At 60.5% G+C, this 20,497-nt stretch carries 16 protein-coding genes; 3 read left to right on the plus strand and 13 right to left on the minus strand.

The window, feature by feature from the left end:
• Positions 1-149 precede the first annotated feature (149 nt).
• From CKO27_RS25060 to CKO27_RS21060, 4 genes are all read right to left on the minus strand, one after another.
• Entirely contained in the window at positions 150-284 is a 135-nt protein-coding gene (locus tag CKO27_RS25060; protein ID WP_276570195.1) for a hypothetical protein, read from the minus strand.
• 234 nt (positions 285-518) lie between these two features.
• Complete coding sequence (locus tag CKO27_RS21050) at positions 519-773, minus strand: hypothetical protein (protein WP_200376889.1); 255 nt, start codon at positions 771-773, stop codon at positions 519-521.
• 595 nt (positions 774-1,368) lie between these two features.
• A complete protein-coding gene (locus CKO27_RS25225; RefSeq protein WP_200376890.1) occupies positions 1,369-4,284 on the minus strand; it encodes a bluetail domain-containing putative surface protein in 2,916 nt (971 codons plus the stop codon).
• A gap of 526 nt (positions 4,285-4,810) precedes the next feature.
• Positions 4,811-5,674, minus strand: a complete 864-nt coding sequence (locus CKO27_RS21060; protein ID WP_200376891.1) for an Rpn family recombination-promoting nuclease/putative transposase — start codon at positions 5,672-5,674, stop codon at positions 4,811-4,813.
• Positions 5,675-6,021: 347 nt separating this feature from the next.
• Here CKO27_RS21060 and radC point away from each other — a divergent pair, with 347 nt between their 5' ends.
• The 3 genes from radC to CKO27_RS21075 all read left to right on the plus strand — a co-directional run bounded on the left by radC (position 6,022) and on the right by CKO27_RS21075 (position 7,637).
• Positions 6,022-6,525: a RadC family protein gene (gene radC, locus CKO27_RS21065; RefSeq protein WP_200376892.1), complete on the plus strand. Its 504-nt coding sequence runs from the start codon at positions 6,022-6,024 to the stop codon at positions 6,523-6,525.
• Positions 6,526-6,737: 212 nt separating this feature from the next.
• Positions 6,738-7,337, plus strand: a complete 600-nt coding sequence (locus CKO27_RS21070) for a hypothetical protein (RefSeq protein WP_200376893.1) — start codon at positions 6,738-6,740, stop codon at positions 7,335-7,337.
• Positions 7,338-7,400: 63 nt separating this feature from the next.
• Positions 7,401-7,637 carry a hypothetical protein gene (locus tag CKO27_RS21075; protein ID WP_200376894.1) on the plus strand — a complete coding sequence of 79 codons (237 nt, stop codon included), beginning with the start codon at positions 7,401-7,403 and terminating at the stop codon, positions 7,635-7,637.
• 70 nt (positions 7,638-7,707) lie between these two features.
• Here the strand turns inward: CKO27_RS21075 and CKO27_RS25375 are convergent, their stop codons facing one another.
• The 9 genes from CKO27_RS25375 to CKO27_RS21120 form a co-directional block, all read right to left on the minus strand.
• A complete protein-coding gene (locus CKO27_RS25375) occupies positions 7,708-8,544 on the minus strand; it encodes a transposase (RefSeq protein WP_420825854.1) in 837 nt (278 codons plus the stop codon).
• A 287-nt stretch (positions 8,545-8,831) separates the two neighbouring features.
• Positions 8,832-9,035: a hypothetical protein gene (locus CKO27_RS21085; protein ID WP_132976010.1), complete on the minus strand. Its 204-nt coding sequence runs from the start codon at positions 9,033-9,035 to the stop codon at positions 8,832-8,834.
• A gap of 299 nt (positions 9,036-9,334) precedes the next feature.
• Positions 9,335-11,086, minus strand: a complete 1,752-nt coding sequence (locus CKO27_RS21090) for a tetratricopeptide repeat-containing sulfotransferase family protein (protein WP_200376895.1) — start codon at positions 11,084-11,086, stop codon at positions 9,335-9,337.
• A gap of 86 nt (positions 11,087-11,172) precedes the next feature.
• The gene (locus tag CKO27_RS21095; RefSeq protein ID WP_200376896.1) at positions 11,173-11,766 is read right to left on the minus strand and encodes a hypothetical protein; all 594 of its coding nucleotides are present in this window, start codon (positions 11,764-11,766) and stop codon (positions 11,173-11,175) included.
• Entirely contained in the window at positions 11,759-11,995 is a 237-nt protein-coding gene (locus tag CKO27_RS21100; protein WP_200376897.1) for a hypothetical protein, read from the minus strand. The genes CKO27_RS21095 and CKO27_RS21100 overlap by 8 nt, the downstream gene beginning before the upstream one ends.
• Before the next feature lie 226 nt (positions 11,996-12,221).
• Positions 12,222-12,440: a hypothetical protein gene (locus CKO27_RS21105; protein WP_200376898.1), complete on the minus strand. Its 219-nt coding sequence runs from the start codon at positions 12,438-12,440 to the stop codon at positions 12,222-12,224.
• Positions 12,441-13,038: 598 nt separating this feature from the next.
• Positions 13,039-15,555, minus strand: a complete 2,517-nt coding sequence (locus CKO27_RS21110) for a beta strand repeat-containing protein (RefSeq protein WP_200376899.1) — start codon at positions 15,553-15,555, stop codon at positions 13,039-13,041.
• 96 nt (positions 15,556-15,651) lie between these two features.
• Positions 15,652-18,993 (minus strand): DUF4214 domain-containing protein, encoded by a 3,342-nt coding sequence (locus CKO27_RS21115; protein WP_200376900.1) that lies wholly within the window; start codon positions 18,991-18,993, stop codon positions 15,652-15,654.
• Between the two features lie 316 nt (positions 18,994-19,309).
• The coding region (locus tag CKO27_RS21120) for a glycosyltransferase family 4 protein (protein WP_200376901.1) at positions 19,310-20,497 on the minus strand (1,188 nt) is incomplete at its 5' end.

Raw genomic sequence — 20,497 nt, forward strand, 5'->3', positions numbered from 1 at the left:
TATCCTTTTGTCTGTCGCCCGCAGCTTCTCGCCCAACCGCCCTTCCGTGGACCGATTCGTCCCCGCCCGGGCGCTATTCGCGTCGCTGAAATGAATTCCGGCATCGCTATTTGCCAAGAGGACGTTGCCGCGTCATTCAGATCACGGATTCAGGTACTACTGACAATATTTTCCAAACCGCCCAAGCGTGTTTTAATTTCACGTATATCATCACGAATCAATGCGATGTCCCCACGCATTGCTCGCAAGTGCTCCAGAACAAGATTCTCGACATTTTCAGTCACGGTGTTTTCCAGCAAAGAGGCATCATTGCTTAAAGTATAGCTTAGGCGCCAGCATCCGTGCCACGTCGTCACGTAAAATGGGTAGAGCGCAGCGAAACCCATCGAACCCCGCGCTAGCGTTTCAGGATCGCGCCCAACAAAAACACCCCCGGTTTCCCGAGGGCGTTCAAAGGTCAGGCGTTATCGCTGGGAATGATGGGTTTCGCTATCGCTCTACCCATCCTACCTCGCTCGCTAAGAGATCAATTCCAGACGTCGCTCAATGAGTTGGATCCGTTCAACAACATGATCGATGCTCATTTGTTGGCGAGCATAATCCGCCATCGTTTCGGCTTGATCACGTTTTACGGAAGACATGGCAACTTCGAGAGTGCTGAGACGGTGTTTGACATCTTTAAATTCAAAGTGCATTTCGGTGCGTAACGTCTGAATGTCGGAGCGTAAGGCACGCAAATGCTCCAACACCAAGTTATCCATATTTTCAGACATGGCAATTTTCCCAATCGGTTAACTTGGATAGAGTATAGCCACGTAGGATGGGTAGAGCGAAGCGAAACCCATCGAACCCACGCGCCGACATTTCAGAATCGCGCCCAACAAAAAACGCCCCCGGTTTCCCGAGGGCGATGTAGGGTGGGTAGAGCGCAGCGAAACCCACCGAACCCCGCGCCGACATTTCAGAATCGCGCCCAACAAAAAACGCCCCCGGTTTCCCGAGGGCGTTGTAGGGTGGCTAGAGCGCAGCGAAACCCACCGAACCCCGCGCCGACATTTCAGAATCGCGCCCAACAAAAAACGCCCCCGATTTCCCGAGGGCGTTGTAGGGTGGGTAGAGCGCAGCGAAACCCACCGAACCCCGCGCCGGCGTTTCAGAATCGCGCCCAACAAAAAACGCCCCCGGTTTCCCGAGGGCGTTGTAGGGTGGGTAGAGCGCAGCGAAACCCACCGAACCCCGCGCCGGCGTTTCAGAATCGCGCCCAACAAAAAACGCCCCCGGTTTCCCGAGGGCGTTCAAAGGTCAGGCGTTATCGCTGGGAACGATGGGTTTCGCTATCGCTCTACCCATCCTACCTCGCTATGAAGATCAAGCGAAGTAGTCGTTGACCGTCAGTGCTCCTTCGGTCAGAGCCAGCGAGCCGGTGATCTTGATCAATACATCGTCAGTCGCCGAGTAGGCAGCCGTACCGTCATTGACCAAGGCGTAGGTGTCACCGCTGTACTGGAATAGAACCGCTTCGTTGGCGCCTAACGGCACAGCGCCGGTCTGAGTCGCGCCATTCACATCGGATATTGCCAGATTAATCGCGGTGGCCAAGTTATTGGCACCCGCAGTTGCGGTGACATCACCGGCGTACCAAGCCTTCAGTGGTGCAGGTAGTTCTGCATTAGCGAAAGACAGCAAGTCGATCTTGTCGGCACCCTTGGTGAAGTCAGTGATGGTATCCAGTGCGTTGATGTTGGACTCGGAACTCGCACCAGCACCGGGGATGGCCAGTACACCATCTTGTGCTTCGGTATTCACCACACCGACATAGGGGGCAGCGAGAACGCCGTCATCATTGTCAGTAGAAGACGCGAGTAAGACGGGAGCCCCACCCACTTGGCCCGTAAGAGGGGAACCAGCAGCGATCTCGGTCGCGACAATGTTCGAAGCCAAGCCGCCTGGTCCCACCAGATTATCGGCAGCGATGGTCAGCTCATCGATCGCCGTTCCGGCAGCAAACTGAACATTCAACGTCAGGGTAGCCTGATCCCACGTCACGGTCGAACCTACCAAGCCAGCCTCAAGCGCAGCCGCAACACCCGCACCGTTACCAGCCACCAAGCTGACATCCACTGGCGTGGCGTTGATGGTGATTTCGTTGGTGTTGATAAAGTCATTAGCCGTGGCGAAGGCGATGTTGGTCGACGAGGCCACTGCTGGCACACCAGGTACCGTGATGTCGTCCAGTACGGTGAACGCTGCAATCGCCAAGTTCGTTCCAGCCGGGTCGGCCAGCAGAAGCTGATTGTCAGCAAGCGTTTCTTCAGTCACCGTGAACGCAGCAAACGTTGGGTCGGCAGCACGCACCGCAGCCTGTAGCGCGGCAGCAAGACCTGCTTCCGTGTTTGTCAACGTTAGGCCAGTGGCCGCGACAGGGATACCGTTCAGCGTAAAGCTGATGGAGCTGACATTTGCAGCATCAACTACATTCAAGTCGATGGTTGCGGGCGTTGGGGGTGCGATGAATTCCGCCGCCGTCAGATCACCGCCATTGGCGTCCGTGAAGCGCAAGGTATCGGCATCGACTGCGGTCACAGTGATACTGGGATCGATTTGAGCCTGCAGCGAGGTCTGAATGGCTTCTGCGTAGTCAGCGATGTCATTCGCGATCGAGAAAGCACCGTTGGTATCATCAACCGTATACGTGACCGGGGCGCCAGGACCGGCGGCCTTATCCGCATCATAGGTGATACTGAACGCCACCGGGTTGGTGGTATTGGTGATCGCCGTCAGGCCAGTCACATTGAGAATTTCAGGAATTGCCGGGGTCGCGCCCGCTGTGGCGTTACCAAAGGCCACCACAAAGACATCGTTGCCGCCGTTGCCGGTTACGGTATCCGCGCCAAGATGACCGCGAATGGTGTCAACCGCAGAGCCACCGATGATGATGTCGTTATCCTGGGAGGCGGTGACATTGAGCTTACCCGTGAAGGACGTGGCATCAATCGTGGAGCGCTCATTGACGAAATTCATGTTGATCGCAGTGTCACCCAGACGGAGATCCTGACCACCGGTGACGTTCACCTTGAAGTTGGTGGCGTTGATGACAGACATGTTGCCGATCGTGTTCTGAACAGCGTGCGTTGCGTCCATCTTGGTCGAGACGATGTTCAGGGTCTGCACGCCATTGATAACGTTGAAATTGGCAACGTCAGTACCACCAGCGGTCGAGAGCACTTCCAGGTTGGAAGTGGTTTGGCCGGTCTTCATGGACTGGTCGACCCAGCCGTAGTCACTGGCGACAACAATGCTGTTGTTATTGGAGAGATTGGTGAATGTGGCGCTTGTCGCCATGTTCCCAACCGTATTTTGCAGGCCAAACTTGGTCACGGAGGGCACGCGGGAAGCGTCGATATTCGCATCACCGTCAACCGTGAATTGCTCAAAACCGACCAGCTTGTTGATCGAGTCGCGCTGAGTGAGAGCGCCAGATGCTCCGGAATTGTCAAAGTCGTTTTGCAGCACGAAATTGTCGGTGCCGGTGCCGCCGTCAAAGGTGCTGACGTTGGTGGTCGCGGACGCCTGGAGGAACGTGTTGTTATTCACGGTCAGGCTATCGTTGCCCGAACCGCCAGTGAACGCCAGCTTGTTGGTCGCGTTCGCAATCGCCGTCGCGTCAACAATCACGGACGCCGTGGACGCCGCCGCATTCACCGTTCCCAGGTTGGCGGAAGTAACATTGAGCGTAGTCTTGCCAGTGGCTGCAACATTCAGAGTGCGCAGATCGCCGCCGCCATTGTCCAGCAGATTGAGATTGCTCACACCGCTGGATTGAACGCTCAAGACATCAATGTCGCTATTGGTCACATTACGCGCAACGGTCACCAGATTGCCCGTCGCCCCTTGGAGAACCAGAGTGGCCGCATCGGTGATTGAAGCATTGGTAGCGTCGGTGGTGTTAAATATAACACCGACGTCCCCAGCCAAGGCCGCGCCTTTCACGCCGGTGACGACTGCCATCTTCAGGTTGTTCGCCGTAACACCGCCCCCGGCATCTACCGTCACATGGGTGAGGCCACCCGTCACAAGGGGAGAGAGATCGGTCGGCGTCGCCGCCAAGGTGTCAGACGTCAGCACGGCCTGTTCAACGGAGTCGAACTTCGCGAGTTGCACGGATCCCAACGAGCCATCACCCAAAATGGTCACGGTATCCGTGCCAGCATTGCCCTTGATGTCGTCGCCCAAACCGAAGATTTCGGCTAAAGATGTCGTTAACTTGTTATGGTCAGCGGCCACGAAGGTGTCATCGCCATCGGTTCCAACCGGCGTATCGACACCTTGAGTGAGCGAACCTGTCTAGGAAAACGAAAACACCAAGCGGTTCAAGTCGTTACGCGCCGTTTTTCGGTCGGTTTTGACCACCACCCACCCATTTCCCAGCGGCAAGGTGGCACGATGGCTGACTCTGTCCCGAACGGTCGAACAGTGCCAATCGCATCACGTCGCTGAGCCACCCACCCACACCCCACTCACGGGGGCTATCAGGGGGCATCATCGGCCACGCCATACATCCGGTCATGCGCCGGCATGGCCCGTTTTCATCGCGTCCTCATCACCGCCTCACTCGGGTCGGTGACTGGCCGTATTTGGCCCAGAGACGGCCAACAAGGGTCGCTGTCGAGTCACCCCTCATCACCGGTCACCGGCGGGCGACCGGTCTCAAATTGACGCTCTCTGGCCTCACAGGCACTCCTGAACGTCCACCCTTCAGCGTGGACACGACCGTGTTTGAGGATGTCACGATCCTGAGCGTCAGACTCCGTCAATGGACCGGCGGCAGATCCTGACGGAGCGCACGCACCGCTTCAAGGGTGAGGCCGGTATAGCGCGCGATCACGTCCTCTTCCAACAGGCCATCCTGCAACATCGCCAAGGCCGTGGCACGCTTGGCCTCTTCCAGACCTTCCTCGCGCGCCTCCTTCAACAACGAGACCTCATCGTGCAAGGCGCGCTCACGCACGAACGCCAGACGCCGGGCCTCGTCGTCCGCGCTCAACTGCCGTACCCGGCTCAAGGCCTCCTGAATCGGGGCATGCTCAATCGTGGCCATGGTCTGCTCCTCCCGCCAATGCTCAAAAAACGTCACCCAACCGGCCAGCGGACCGGCGTTCGGCTTCAGTCGATCCGCTTTCTTCAATTCGATCAGGTTCAACTGTAGCAGGTTCCCCAGCGTGATCGACGGCTGGCGCGCGTCGCGCATCTCAAAGCGCCACAGCGCCTGATCGCGTTGCGCGGGCGTGTCGGTGAACAGATCGAAGTCCAGCAGGTGAATCCCGACCGCCGCGCGCAAGGTGCCATAGTCTTCACCCTGCCCCAACTGCTGTCCCAGCATTCGTGCCAGATAGTACAGCCCGCGCTGGTTCCAAGCGCCATAGCGGCGTACCTGGATCTCGATGTTGTAGCCGTGACCCTGCGCATCACGCGCCAGCACGTCGAGGATGATGTACTTGCCGCGCAACTCCTCGGCGTTGATGCCGGGATTGAGGATCTCGACGGTGTCGATCGCGGGCAGGTCGGGGCGTAGATCATTGATCAGCGCTACCAACAGCTCGGGGGCTTCGCCGAACAGGCGCTTGAAGACATAGTCGTTCTTGGGGTCGAGCAGATCGGGTGAGGACGGGGGCATGGGGCAAACAGCGGGCGGCAGACGGATGGATGTCGATCATACCGTGAGACGGTCGGCGACGGCGACGTGCAGCGGGGCGACGGTGGCCTAGAGGCGACCCAGGAGGGCGGCGTCGATCCCCACCCTCATCACCCGCCACGGTGCGCCACCCGTCCCAGGTGGTGGCCCGCTGGCCACACGGGGCGATCCCGCCATCAGGACCGTTGGTGTCAGACACCGACCGTCAGAGCCCCCCTTCCTCACGACCATATCATGTCTGTGATCCGGCCAGATCAATCCCTGACCTGACGTCGGAGTCCTGTCCCCGTGTCCGGGTGACGGTCTTCATTCCTCCCCGGAGATCATCCATGAAACGTCCCTCCCGTGCCCGCTTGCTACCGCCGGACACCCAGCGCACACGCACCTTGAGCGAGGCCGAGCAGACCTTGATTGACCAGGCGATCCGCTGTTTGGAACGTCAATATCTGGTCAAACAGGATGTGCTGACCAGCCCCGACGCCACCCGCGCCTATCTCCAGTTGCGACTGGCCGGGCTGACCTATGAAGTCTTCTCGCTGCTCCTGCTCGATAACCGTCATCGCGTGCTTCTCTACGAGGAGCTGTTTCGCGGCACCATCGATGGGGCGAGCGCTCATCCTCGCGAAGTGGTGCGCCGCGTCATCGAGACCAACGCCGCCGCCGTCATCTTCGCTCACAACCATCCGTCGGGCGTGGCCGAGCCGAGTCAGGCGGATCTGCGCCTCACCCAACGGCTCAAGGACGCCTTGGCCCTGATCGAGGTGCGCGTGCTCGACCATGTCATCGTCGGCGACGGCGCTGACGTGTCACTGGCCGAACGCGGGTGGTTGTAACCCGTGAGGCGGTAGGCATCCGCCTCCTTCCTACCATGCCGATCCTACCGCTGATCCGATCCGATGGATGTCTGACCGGATCCGATCTCAATCTGACCTGATCCGAAGCGGATCTGATCGGAATCTGACCGACACCTGATCGGACTTGATACGCCCTGTCCAGTTCGCTGGACAGGGCGTTTTTGTGTGTCCACCACCTGGAGTATCGACCGATGACGACCACCCCTGTGACGTCCCCCGAACCGATCACGCCGATCGACCAACACACCATCCCCAAACTCAGCCCGCGCGCCATCGGTGCCATGACCTATCAGATCGGTGTCGGGGAGTCCGGCACCGTCTACCTCGCCGTCACCGCCAACGAGGGCGGCGGGTACTTCAGTCGCGAATGGGTGCCACTCCCGCGTCTGCTGGAGCAGGTGGGCATTTATCTGGAGATGAGGGAGCCGTTCCCGACCCCGGTGCTGCGGACCGCCTATGTCAATCGCTCGATCAATAACGCGGGTTTTCTGGCCGCGATCCTGCGGCATGTCGGCTTGCTCCAACCGGGCGAGCCGCCGCACTGGCATGTCGTGGGAGAGGACTGGACGCTCTGGCAGGCGACCCAGCAGCAACGCTATGCCGCCGGTGAGCGCGTCGAGATCGGGGTGAAGGTGACGGCCTCGAACGCGAGGAAGCGTTCACGCACGCGAACCCGTCCGCGTCAGGCGGTGAATGCGGTCAGCGAGACCAACGAGACCAACAACGCCAGCGAGGCCAACGATGCCAGCGATGCCAGCGATGCCAACGAAACCCGCGAGACGGCGGCGTGAGTGTCACGGGTTGCGTGAGTGTCACGGGTTGCAACCGATCCTTCCTTTCCACCCGGAGTCCCGATGTCCCAGTCGTTCCTGTCCTTTCGTCAGTTCATGGCCCGCCAGATCGGTCATCCCGGCCTTGCCCAGCTCCTGATCGAGCTGAGTCTAGCCGTCCTGCAGCGTGCCGCCCCTCCATCCTCAATCACCTCGTTGCCGTCTGGAGCCGTCACCATGCCGACCCTCACCCACCCTCACCAGCGAGCACCGCGTTTCCCCCTCGGTCGTCTGGTGGCCACCCCGCACGCTTTATCCTAAAAAGAGCAGTTGCTACCCACCGCGGACCGTTTTCGGTCCACGGGATGATCCACGCTGGGGGCTGAGACGGCTAGGTCGTGGTCGGCAGGGCGATGGGCGGCTGTAATTCGCGACCCTGGAGGTACTTCACGAGGGCGCGCGAGAGGATGCGGTACCAGCGTTGCAGCGGAGTCAACTGCTCCGCAGTTGCACGCAGGCTTCTGAAGAACACCGCCAGCGCACGACAGGCGCTCTCCACCCGGTCGGCCTCGGCATGCGGGTGGGTGATGGTGAGGCGGGTTTGTCCGCCGTGGCGGGTCATACGAGCTGGGGCGGAGAGCAACAGCGGACGGCTGGTGATGGCCTCGGTGTGCTTCCAGGGGTTGGCCAGGCGCACGAATAGGCTCCACCAGTTGTAGGTCAGGGCCGTCAAGCGGGCCATGAAGCGACAGCGCTTGAGATCGCGGGTCGTGAAGCCACCCCAGCCCCAGTGGTTCTTGAGCTCATCGAAGGGATTTTCGCTGTCGGCGCGCTCGCGATAGAGTTGGGCGACGGTGAGGATCTCCGCCGTCAGCGAGGTCACCAGTACCGCGTATTCATAGACGATCGTCTCCTCGGTCACGATGGCTAAATGGGCTTGATACTCTACCGCTGCGCGCCTTGATCGCCTGATGGCGTTTCGCCCCGGTCGGAAGCCGTAGCTCGATTCGGAAAAATCCGCTTCGAAGATCGGTGAACGTACTTGATGTGAGGCGGGAGGGTCAGGGAAGGTCGGCGGCGAGGGTGCGGACGGATCGAGATTGGCCGCAGGTTGGTCAATAGACGTGCGAGACGGGTGGCTAGAGCCGTACCCTTGGGGTGAGTGAGGCAGGACGGTTAGACCGACCAGACTGGACGTCTCTGCGCTACCCGGCTCGACGAAGACGATTAACCCATTCGATTGTAGATCCCACGCGCCAAGTCATCAGGAATCGCACAATAAAAAACGCCCCCGGTTTCCCGAGGGCGTTCAAGTCTGTCTTCAAGGTCGGTGGTTTGATGGGTTTCGTGACCAGTCGGCGTCCGTTCCAATCATCGGCGTCATACCGTGGTCACTCTACCCATCCTACCTCGCTAATCAATGACCAGGCGGATGATGTTTGAGATACCAGATCAAAGCACCGCCGATCACATTAACGATCAGCAAGAGCATCAAGAGAGAAAGCACTGAACTGGTCATGGCGGATTCCCCGAGTCACGAACGTAAGACAACACCCAAACAGCCACAAATTCGATGTTGAAAAAACCGATGATCGACAGCGTGAGTTGCACCCAGGCAACAGGTTGAGCGATCAGCGCGGTGTAGCCAAAGACCGCAAACTGCGCCAAGGCAATCGCGTGCAAGGCGGCGGCAATATGTTTGAGTTGCTCTTTGTTCATTGGTTTGATCGTACCACCCCAAAAGGCGGCAAACAATCAATGCAATCCGTGTTTCAGAAGGCGTAGACGTAGGGTGGGTAGAGCGATAGCGAAACCCACCGAACCCCGCGCTGGCGTTTCAGGATCGCGCCCAACAAAAAACGCCCCCGGTTTCCCGAGGGCGTTCATGTCTTACATCAAGGTCGGTGGTTCGATGGGTTTCGTGACCAATCAGCATCCGTGCCAAAGGTCAGCGTCATACCGTGGTCACTCTACCCATCCTACCTTGCTACCCATCCTACCTTGCTGGCCCCTTTAATTTACTCAAGTTCCAACAACGGCAACAGCGGTTCCAGAAATTTCTCGTAATTGCGCCACCGTTCCTTGCTGGTGTGATAAACCGGCTGGCGCACCTGCCATTTGCTCACGGTCGCAACCGTGCGCGGCGTCCGATGGAATGCCAAGCAATCGGGGTGCCAGGGCAGACCGAGGAAGTCGACGATCCGCCGGCTCCAGCCTTCCACATCCGTAATCAGGGCTTCGTAGGACACCTCCAGCAGGCGGTCGGCGGGCAGGACCGTCCGCCAGTGGTCCATCAGACGCCGGTAGTGGCGATAGAAGTGGGCCAGGTCGTCAAGATCGTTGGCGTAGGTGTGGCGGGCGTGAAAATTCTGGAAATAGATCGACAGACAGGTGTCGATGGGATGTCGGCTGGCATGAATGATCCGGGCGTTGGGAAAGACGGCATGGATCAGCCCCAGGTATTGAAAGTTTCCGGGCATTTTATCGACGACCCGCCGCGGCCGCTCGCCCGCGCGCTGCGCCAGATTCGCCAGTGCGGCGACGGCGAGCCGGGCCAGGGGGAGTTCGTCGGGGGGCGCGTCGAGGCAGGCATCGCCGAGCGCGCGCGCCGGATCGCTCCAGAAACTCAGCTCACCCGCGCCGAAAACGTCCGGATGGGAGGCAAGAATCTGTTCCAACAGCGAGGTTCCCGACCGTGGCATACCCACGATAAACACGGGTAGTTCCGACGCACTGGCCTCGGGATGAGCCTGCCGGAGCGCCGCCGCGGACCAGGTTCGGCACAGACGCTCGACCTGCTGCTGCCGGGCGGCCGGATCGTAGGCTTGACCATAGCCGCGTTTCAGGCGGTTGGCCTGTCGGTAGTGTGCGAAGGCCTGGTCGTAGTCGCCTACGTCATCGCAGTATTTGCCCATGGCGTAACGCAGTTCGGACTCGCGGGCCGGCGGCAACCCCTTCGCCGCCAGGGCCAGTGCCTGATCCAGCCAGGCGGTGTTGGCGCGGGTCATCTTGCGCAGATGCGCCAGTTCGGCCCAGGCGCCCGAGAACTCGGGGTCACACGCCAGCGCCTGACGCAGCCGTTGCTCGGCGGTGGCGAAGTCGCCCTCGTTCTGAGCGATTTTAGCCCAGGCCACCCAGGCCTCGGCAAAGGTCGGACTCTGCGCGAGTGCCGTTTGCACGGCGGCGGCGGCCGGTGCGATCAACCCGAGATGGATGAGGACATTGCCAAGATTCAGGTAGGCCTTGGCGAAGCCGGGCTGGGCGCCGATGGCCTGCTCGAAACAGTGGCGGGCCTCGGCCAGCAAGCCGGCCTCCATGAGCACCATGCCCAGATTATTGAGGGCGGGAGGAAAACCGGGCTGCAAGGCCAGCGCCTGCCGGGCGCTGATCTCGGCTGCGGTCAGTTGGCCCTGTTGGAGCAGGGCCAGGCTCAGGTTGCTATGCGCGGAGGCCAGAGCGGGATGGAGGGCGATGGCACGGCGGCAATGGATTTCCGCTTCTGCGGCGCGGCCGATTTCCTGGAGGCTGTTGCCCAGATTGGCGTGGGCTTCGGCGTCGTCAGGCGTCAGCTCGACGGCCTGCCGCTTGGCGGCCAGCGCGGCCTCGGTTTGGCCGAGCGCGGTGAGGGTCGCGCCCAGCAGTTTCCAGCCAAAGGGATGGCGAGGATAGTCTTGGGTCAGGCGGGTCGCCAATTGCGCAGCGTCGGCGTGGCGGCCCGATTGATACGCCTGGAGCGCCTCGGTCATGGCCGCAGGCGCGGGTGTCCGCATCGGCGCTTTCGCGGCGTTTTTGTGATTCGCGGTGCGTTTTTTAGCCATTCATCATCCGGTCATGTACGTTCGTTCAGCTCCTCATGTCACAACAGCGACCACAACAATGTCGCCAGCAAGCCGGCCAGGATCCCCACAGCCAAACCCAGTCCTTGCTCGCGCAGGAGAGACGCGAAGCGAAATTTCCGAAAAGACCGGATCTTTTCAGGATCGACGTGTTCAAGCACTTGGTCAAACGCCAGCGCAGCGGCGTAATAGGCATCGACCGCCGCCCCTGGATCGATGCCGGTCGAGGAGATTTCAAGTTGTCTGGCCCGTCGGCCAAGACGTTCCGCATGCCGATAGGACTCCAGCAATGCGGATTCGGAGAGGTTGACACAAAAGCGCCGTAGCTGTTCGTCGCTGACGATCGCCGACAATTCGCGCTTTTTGTGCAGCCAGAGGATCTTTCCGGCATCCAGGGCGGCACGCTGCAGATGTCCCAAGGCTTTTTTCAGGTTGTCTTCAGTCGCTTCGGGTTTGGTCCGTGCCACTGCGAGATGAACAAACGCGGCCTCGAATTGAAACACAACCTGCGTGGGTTTTTCGCCGAGCGTTGCCACCAGGTCGGCATAGATGGGTTGAAGCGTTTCAAGCAGATAGCGATAGACATCTTGTTCGGTGATGCCAGACTCAACCACGCTCCCACCTCATCCGCGCCAATTCGTGATCGATCGCTTGATCGAGATCCGCATCGGCGGGCGCAACGGCGAAGACATTGCCATGTTCGGCAATCACATCCGCGTCATAGGAAGAAAGCCGCAGCGGCCGACGATAGCGATCCGCTACCGCTTGCTCGATTTCCAGCAGCGAATCGCTGTCTCGAATCGATTGACCAGTCAAGCGTTTAAAGAAATATCCGCGTTGCATCGTCGTAACCTCGTCTGACCGCTGTCTCTGCGCCGCATAAAAAACCCCAAGCGCGACGCAGCTCGGGGCGTTAATCGGCATCCATGCCGTAACGGGTTGACTTCAAGGCTGTCTTTAGGGTACCCGTAGCATCCTGAGTAAATTCCGCGCTGTTTCTTCGTCGTGAGCCGTCAAATTGTTGAGTATGAAAAGTGAGTGAGTGGCTGTGGTCTTCGAGTCGTAACGATCAGTGATGCGTGTTGCGGCGCCGACGTGGATGATGGCCGCGATGCAGTTGTTTCAATTCGCGAATAAAGTGTGCTTGACGTTGCGGATCGGGAAGGCTCGACTTGACGAAATGACGCATGACATTTTCATGGTGATTGGTTTTTCCGAGGATATGGCTGTTCGGTTCGATGTCGTAATCCTTGGAGAGTCGAACGATCAGGTCGCGTTTGTATTGCATGACGTGCTCCTGAAGCAAGCGACGGCGCAATACGAAAGGACAGGCGGAGTGATTGTTATGTTATGAATCGATTCTGTTCTGCGTTAAAAACGCCCCCGGTTTCCCAGGGGCGGTTGAAATCAATCATCAGGCGTTGGCATATGGGTTGGGTTGCCAAAAGCGCAACCCAACCTACGTCGCTATGCCAAGGGCCACTGCCCATCCTAACCCTGCTTGACAGCTAGCTCATATCACCAGTCGGCGTTTTTAGAACCCAGATCGTATCGCCATCCTTCGTTGGCGGCATCGTATTACCAATACCAATCGAACGTGTTTCTTCCGGCTTGCCTTTCGGATGCCAAACACCGCCTTGAGGACACTTTTCGCCAGTTTTGGCTGTCGCTCCAGCTTTTAGCATAATGATTACCTGCTCTGTTAATTAGTTAAAATTTATCTATTATCGTCACTAAGCTAATTTCAATGTATTATGGATAAGTTTGTTAGCACCCCCAAAACATGAGTGTTTATTTCAGGATTGAACGCCCCGGTCTCCCGAGGGCGTTCAAGTTCAAGCGTTGTTGAGGTCAACCAACAACATCGACCCCAACCGCGATCATGGTTAGATCACGAAGCCGTCGGCATTCAAGGTGGCGATTGCCGCCGTGCCAAGCAGCACGATAGCGGACTGCGAAACGGCTGCGGTATTGTCGCCGTCATAAACCACCAGGGTACTGGTGCCAGCGCCCGTATCGACGGTGAACACGCCGGTCGTGGCATTATAGTTGCCAAGCACCACGCCATACTGGCCATCGGACACCACACCGCTATTCGGCATGGTGATACTGGCCAGTGTCTGGGTGCCAGTAAACGCAAAGGTTTCACCTGCAGTAAGCGCGGTGTTACCAGTAGCCGTTACCACATCGCCTCTGGCACCGGCAAAGGTGAAGGTATCGCCCGTATCCAGGGTGTTGTTGGTCCCCAGGCTCACCGTCACCAACGGCGAGTCGCCGTCGCCGAATCTCAGGATATCATTAACCGCGCCTGCATTAGTGGACACCGTCACCGTATCCGCGCCCGCGCCGCCGGTGATCACATTGTCGCCTATAGCTAGATTATCCAGCGTGATGGTATCGTTGCCCGCACCGGTGCTGATGACGTTGTCGCCAACGGCCAACGTGCCGATGTTGATTGTATCCGCACCAATGCCGGTCTGGATGCTGCCATCGGCTGCGAGATTATAGCCCAGCGTGAGATTTCCCGTCAGCAGACGAGCATCGATAACGGCGCCAGTGACGACATCCGCAATCGCCAGATTCGCATTACCGCTGATCACGACCGACTGCGCAGCGTCGTTAGTCGTCAGCGTGCCAATACTATTAGCCGTATTGCCGGTCGAGCTGATCTTCAGGATATCGCCCGCGCCGCCGCTGGTTGCCGTAATACCGCCAGTGTCAGGAACAGCGCCATCAAGCAGCGAGACGCCGCCCGTCAAAGCAACATTGAGAGTTTCCACCCCAGCGGTAGCACTGAGGTGACCAACGGAGATCAGTTCTGCATTCGAGGTCACAACCACCGTTTGAGTATCGGTCAGTTTTGTCACGGTCAAACTGTCTCGATCTCCGACAGCCGGCTCTGCTGCGGCTGTAAACGTAATTGTTTGCAACCCGCCGACCAACGATGCATCCAAAGTAAAGATATCCGTATCGTCAGCAATAGAGGTATCAAGCACGGTGGCAATTTCCACCTGCTCAACCGAAGTGATCGCCCCTGCTGCCGAAGCAACTAGAGCACCTGCGGTCTGAGCCTGCGAAAACCGCAGAATATCCGTCCCGCCATTGCCTGTAATGACATCCAACGCACCGACCGTGAACTCAGCCGTTCCCGCCGCATTCGTGCCCAGGAACAGATCGCCAAAGGCCGTCCCGATCAGATTATCGTTGCCGGCGCTCAGATACTGCGTCGCCGCCACCTGAATCGGCACCGTCTTGGTCACCGGCGTGGTGCCGTCGGTGACGACGATGGTCAGCGTATCGGTACTGCCGCCCGCGCCAGATGCGGTGTACTGGATGGTATCCAGGATATTACTGAGATTGACCTGGCTACCCTGCGCGGTAATGGTGGCCGCATTGGTTCCCGGAACATACGTATTGCTGTAGGACAAGAGCGCGGCGGGATCCGTCAGCCGCACCAGCCCATTGCCCGCGCTGATCGTGACTGTCAGCAGCGTGGTGTCGGCATCGGCCACCGTATAGTCACCGAAGAGCCCGGCCGCCGTCACCGCACCCGGCTGCGCCGTCACGGTCGTGCCCTGCGCGCCCGGAATCGAGGTCACCACCGGCGCCTGATTGGTATCGTCGTTGGTGATGGTGCCGGTGGCCACATTCGCCGTCGCCAGAGCGATGCCGGCGGCCGCGCCATTCAGCGTGGGGCTGCTCAGGGTAACGGAAAAGGTCTCGTTCGGCTCGAAGGTGGTATCGCCGATCACCGGCACCGTGACGGTCTTGCTGGTCTCGCCGGCGGCGAAGGTCAGGGTGCCGGCGGCGGCGGTGTAGTCCGAACCGGCGGTCGCGGTGCCGTTGGCGGTGGCATAGTTCACGGTCACGGCGGAGGTCTGCGCCGCACTCAGATTGACCGTAAAGGTCATATTGGTGGTGCCGCTGTTACCTTCGATCAGCGACACGGCGGTCGAGGCGAAGGACAGGGTGGGGGTGGTCGGGGTGCCGTTGCTCGGAACCGAGAAATTCGGCGTGCCCGCCACGGCCGGTGCCCCGGCAGCCGGGACGCTTCCCCCCAACTGCGCAGCAAACTGCGCATAGGTCTGCGAGGGGGCGACATCGCCGCTGGTGGCATTGGCGCCGACCTGGAAGGTCATGTTGTTGGCGCCGAGCACCTGGACGATCGCCCCGTTGGACAGGGTCAACTGGGTCGCGTTGTTGGTGAACGAACTGGAGGCGATGGTCAGCCCATCGATGAGCTGGATGATGTTGGTTCCTTCGGTATCGGTGATCTGCGCCGTGGCGCCGGCTGTCATTGCGGAAGTAATGATATAAGTGTCGTTACCCGCGCCGCCCAGATAGTTGTTACCACCGGTGGGGACCATGATGTCGTTGCCAGCCGAACCAGGAATGTTTGCCATGTCAGTCATCTCCGTTGTTTCAGAATAAAAAGTGTTGCTGTCATCAAACCGCGCAAAACGGTGCCCCGACGTCGGGGCACCGGAAACCCCAAGGCGTTAGACGATCTCGGCGTTAATCTGCACCAGCCCTTGATCAAGGATGCCGGTCAGGGTGACGCCGCCCACGATACCGCCCCCATTGGGATCGAAGAAGAAGGCGGTGCTGCCGGGAGCCGGCAAGGCAAACGGATTCTCCGACGGCACGACCCCTGCCAAGGCCAGGAAAGCCGCTTCCGTGCTGGGCGTTGCGGTGGCAGTATTGTTGAACCGCAGAATATCCTGCGTCGCATCGAAGCCGGCAATGGTGGCTGCCGCACCTGCCGCTTGCGTCGTCGCACGACCGCCGGCGATATCGAAGTTGTAGACGAAGATGTCTACGCCTGCCGTCGCGGTGAAGGCACCGCCCGCCGTGACATCAACCGTCGTCTGCGCACCCGGCGGCACATCGGTGATCTCGACCGGCGCGGTCGGGGTCACCGTCAGCGCCCCGTTGGTGGGGTTGCTGAGGGCCACCTGGACGGTTTCACCCAGCTCCGGCGTGATGGCGTCGGTCAGGAAGGGCACCGTGACCTGCGCTGTGGTGGTGCCGGCGGCGAAGGTGACCACGTTGCCGGCGAAGGTCACACCGGCACCGCCGGTGACCGCCAGGGCACCGACATCAGCCGCCGTGGCACCGCCGCCGAGGACGGTGTCCAGGTTCACCGAGTAGTCCTGACCGGCCACCGCATTCGCCAGATTCAGGGTCCAGGTGCCGTTCGCCCCTTCGTCTGCCGTGGCCGCATCGGCCGTGAGCGTGAAGATCGGAGTCGCGACTGGCTCGACCACATTGGTGAAGGTGAAGTAGTCGTTGACGGCGTCATACTGGATCGTGCTGCCGGCACGATTGCCGAACAGGATCTCGAAGTCCTGCGTGGCGGTGAAGAGGCCGTCGCCGTTGAGGTCGATCTGGAGGGCAAGCGACCCATCCGCCTTATCGACCGCGATGACGTTGTTGTTGATGTCGAATTGTGCCGAGTCGGCCCGGTTGGTCAGCGTCTGGGGCGCCGCGACGCTGCTCAACACATAGCCGTTGGCCTTCAACTGGCTCTCGATGCCGGCGGTGAAGTTGATGCGATCACCTTCGCCAACATTCCAGACCGTATCGGCGGTGTCGGCGGTGACATCGCCGGAGCTGAGAGCGGTCGCGGTGTAGTTGATGGTGTTGTTGCGCTCGACGCTGGACCAACCCAACACGACCGTGTCACTGCCGGCGCCGGCGGTGATGTTGTCACCCTTGGCCAGCTCATTGACGGACGTGCCAGCGATAAAGTCATCGTTGGCGGTGCCGATGATCTGCGCACCTTCGCCGTGGATGTCGTAGCTCAGATCGACACTGAGGGTGGCGGCGCCGATCATCCCCGAGGCATCGACCTTGGTGACCGCGTTGGAGACCCAGTCGGTGGCCAGATACAGACTCTGGTCGCCGGTGACAGTGATGACTTCGAGGTCACCCGCGATCAGGTTGCCGATGCTGTTCTGCTCGTTAATCTGACTGGGCGAGCCATCGCTGAGCGACTGGAGGTTGAGGTTGTCGAGCCGGCTGAAGTTCAGCTCGGCGATATCGACACCGTCGACACCGCCGGCCGCGCGCGCGACGGCGTTATCCAGGATCAGCGTGACGGCGTCGCTGGTGCCGCCCTGAATGAAGCTCTTGGCGGTGAGGGTGGCGACATTGATCTCATCTGCCACTACCCGGATGGCACCGGTAGCGGTGTCGGGGATGTTGTTGACCGTGATGTCGGTGCCGGAATCCGGGTTCAGATGCACTTCGGAGAGGACGTTGTTCGGCAACAGGTTGTCGAGGTTGTAGGTCTGATTCGCACCCATGCCTTCGAAGATCTCGAAGTTTTTGACGTTCTGGGCATTGACCAGGGTCATCATGCCGCCGGCTTGAGAGCCATTGGCGATGCGGAAGGTATCCACACCGTCGCCGCCGTCGAGCTTGTCGGCCTGGGTCAGATTCTCATCCTGGACATCGACGCGATCCGTGCCCGCACCACCGGTGAAGGTGATGTTTTTGCCGAACGCATCATCAACGACCACCCGCAGACCGGCCGTGGTGGCGGTCTGGGCGCTGGCGTCGATGGTGGTGGTGTTTTGCAGCTCGGCTTCGATGGTCAGCATGCGGTCGCCGCTGGCCGTGAGCTTGGTCATGTCGGTCAACGCAGCCCGTGTCGCAATCTCAGCGTCGTCGGTCAGCCGTTCGATGGTGCTGTTGGCGGTCCCGCTAACATTGAAGTTCCAGGTGCTGAATTCGGTACCGCCGCCTTGACGGCTGGCACCCAGGTCATTAAGCACCGCGCCTTGCAGCGCGACATTCAGCTCGGTGGTGGCGACGGCGGGGGCGAAGCCGACGGTGTAGTCGTTGTCAACCACGCCGCCAATGACGCCGAGGGTGGCGAGATCCTGAACGTTGTTGATGTCCAGATCAGCGGTCGAGCGATCGCTCCACCACTCGGTGGTGCCCTTGGTGTTGATGGCGTTGATGGAGTTCACGCCGCCCGCAACCGAGTTCAGCGCCTGGGTATAAACCTGCTCGACCGAGGTCATATTCGGCGTAACGGATTGTCCAAGAACCGCAGCGGGACTGGTGTCGGCCAGACGCAGATTCATGCGGTCAATGCCGTCGCCGCCATTGATCACGTCGGATGAACCAAGGGTATGCACACCGCCCAAGGAGCCTTCGCCGGCGATGATCGTGTCGTTGCCGATGTTGCTGATGGTCCCAAGGGAGCCGATCAGACCGGGAATGGAGTCCACATCGGCCGTGAGCGTGAAGGTCTGCCCGGAAGTCGTCCCCGATAGATCGTTGAACTCAGCCTGCACGCCGTCCAGGGCCTCCTCCAGATGCGACGGAAAACCAATCTCCGGATCCTGGAAGGCACCATTCTTGACGAAGTCGATCAGCGCGCCGACATCGGCGGGGTCGGTCAACTGCTCGGCCAGGGTGGTGGTCTCCTCGGCCAGCACCGTCTTGTTGTCGAAGGTCGCCTTGTCCCATGGGGCGCTGTCGGCCACGCCCTCGACCAGCGCGATGACCAGGGTGGCGCGCACGCTGTCGGCGCTCATGCCGGAATCCAGCAGCTCCTCGTACTTGGCGAGCCAGAAGGCCAGACCGTCGTCATCCGGGGCGCGGTTGTAGATGTTCTGATAAGCGGCGGTGAGAAAATCTTCCGCGGCGGGATCCTCGCCATAGATGGCGACGAACTCCGTTTGTTCCGGGGAACCGAAGGAGGCGATCAGCTCGCTGACCGGCACGCCGATCGCCAAGCGGTCGGTCCAGAAGGTCAGACCCGCTGGGTCCGCCGGACGGCCGTAGTAAGCGATGTAGTATTGTTGGACGATTTGTTCGTTAGTCATTTGGGTCAATCTCCAGAGTGTTCAACCAACAGGAAGATGTTTTGTCGCTTTCGTACCAGCCCAACCGGCGCCGTGTCCCGATCGCGATCCAGGCAGAAGGGCACGCCCCATTAGCTCAGCGAGCTTTCGTGAGCTTAGCACAGTGTTTGTGGCTTGGATAGCACAGACAAGAAAATGTATTGAATATACAACAAGTGACGTTTTTTCGATCCCGGCGGCATGACCTGCGTTGCTCTCATGCTCGGTCCGTCTCCGATCATGGGTCGCGAAGCGCCTTTCTAGCCGATCCAGCCAGGCAATGCAAGGCGCTGGGGCGTCAGGGCCGCGGCGACGTGGCCGCACCGTGACCCAGTGCACGCCAGAGCTGGCGAGCACTGGCCTCCCAGGTCATCCAGGGCCGTTGGGTCGAGGGGATGGCGGTGCCCTCGGCGAGCTTGGGCAACCAGGCGGCGATGGCGTGCGCGAGATCCTCGGGCGCGGTTCCGGCGAACCAGGTGGCCTGTTGGCCCGCGACCTCGCGGAAGACGGGGAGATCACGGGCGAGAATGGGCAACTGGTGCCGCGCGGCCTCGATCAGTGGCAGGCCGAAGCCCTCGCCCTCGGAGACGGCCAGCAGGCCGCGGCTGGCGGCATAGACGGCCTCCAGATAGGTGTCGCTGATGCCCGGCAGCCAGAAGAAGCGGCGGCCCGACTCCGGGTGGCGGCGCAGGCGCTCCGCGAGGGTGTCGACCAGCCAGCCCTGCTTGCCGACGAAGACGAGGTTGAAGTCGTGGCCGCCGGCCCAGAGACGCTCGCAGGCCGCGAGGGTCTGGGCGTGACCCTTGCGCGGCTCGATGGTGGCGACCGAGAGCAGGGTGGCGCGGGCGCGCAGCGTGGCGAGTATCGACTCGGCCTCGGGCGGCAGGCCGTTGGTGGGCAGGCTGGCGGCCAGGTCGGCACCGAGATGGAAGTGACCGATGCGCGGGGCGGACTGGCGCTCCGGCGCCTGGGTCTGGACATAGGCGCGCAGATCCTCGGCGACGCTGTTGGAGATGGCCCAGAGTCCGTCGGCGACGGCGATGAGGGTGTGGAGCCAGGGCAGGAAGTGTGTGTGGACCTGCGGCAGGAACCAGTCCGGACGCTGCACCGGTAGCAGGTCGAAGACAATGAAATGCAGCTCCACGCCGCGCGCGCGCCAGTGTTCGAGCAGGCGTCGGGTGCGCGGAACCAGGCCGGGATTCAGTTCCAGCGCGAGCAGGCGGTCGCCGCGAGCGGGACAGACGACGGGGTCCGGTCCGGTGGGCGGCGGCCAGCCGAGATGGGTGGCGCACCAGTGGTCGGCGCAACGGTAAGCGACACCGTCATGGTAGATGGCCTGTACGTCATGGCCTGGCGGAGGTTCGGCGTGGAACTGGCCGAGCAGGGCGCGGGTGACACGCTCGATGCCGGTGCGCCGGTCGGTCTGGACCAGGACGGAGATGTCGAGCAGCAGGCGGGGTTGAGCGGGGTTGGTCATGGGTGGGGG

This window comes from Thiocystis violacea (genome assembly GCF_016583575.1).
GTDB lineage: Bacteria > Pseudomonadota > Gammaproteobacteria > Chromatiales > Chromatiaceae > Thiocystis > Thiocystis violacea.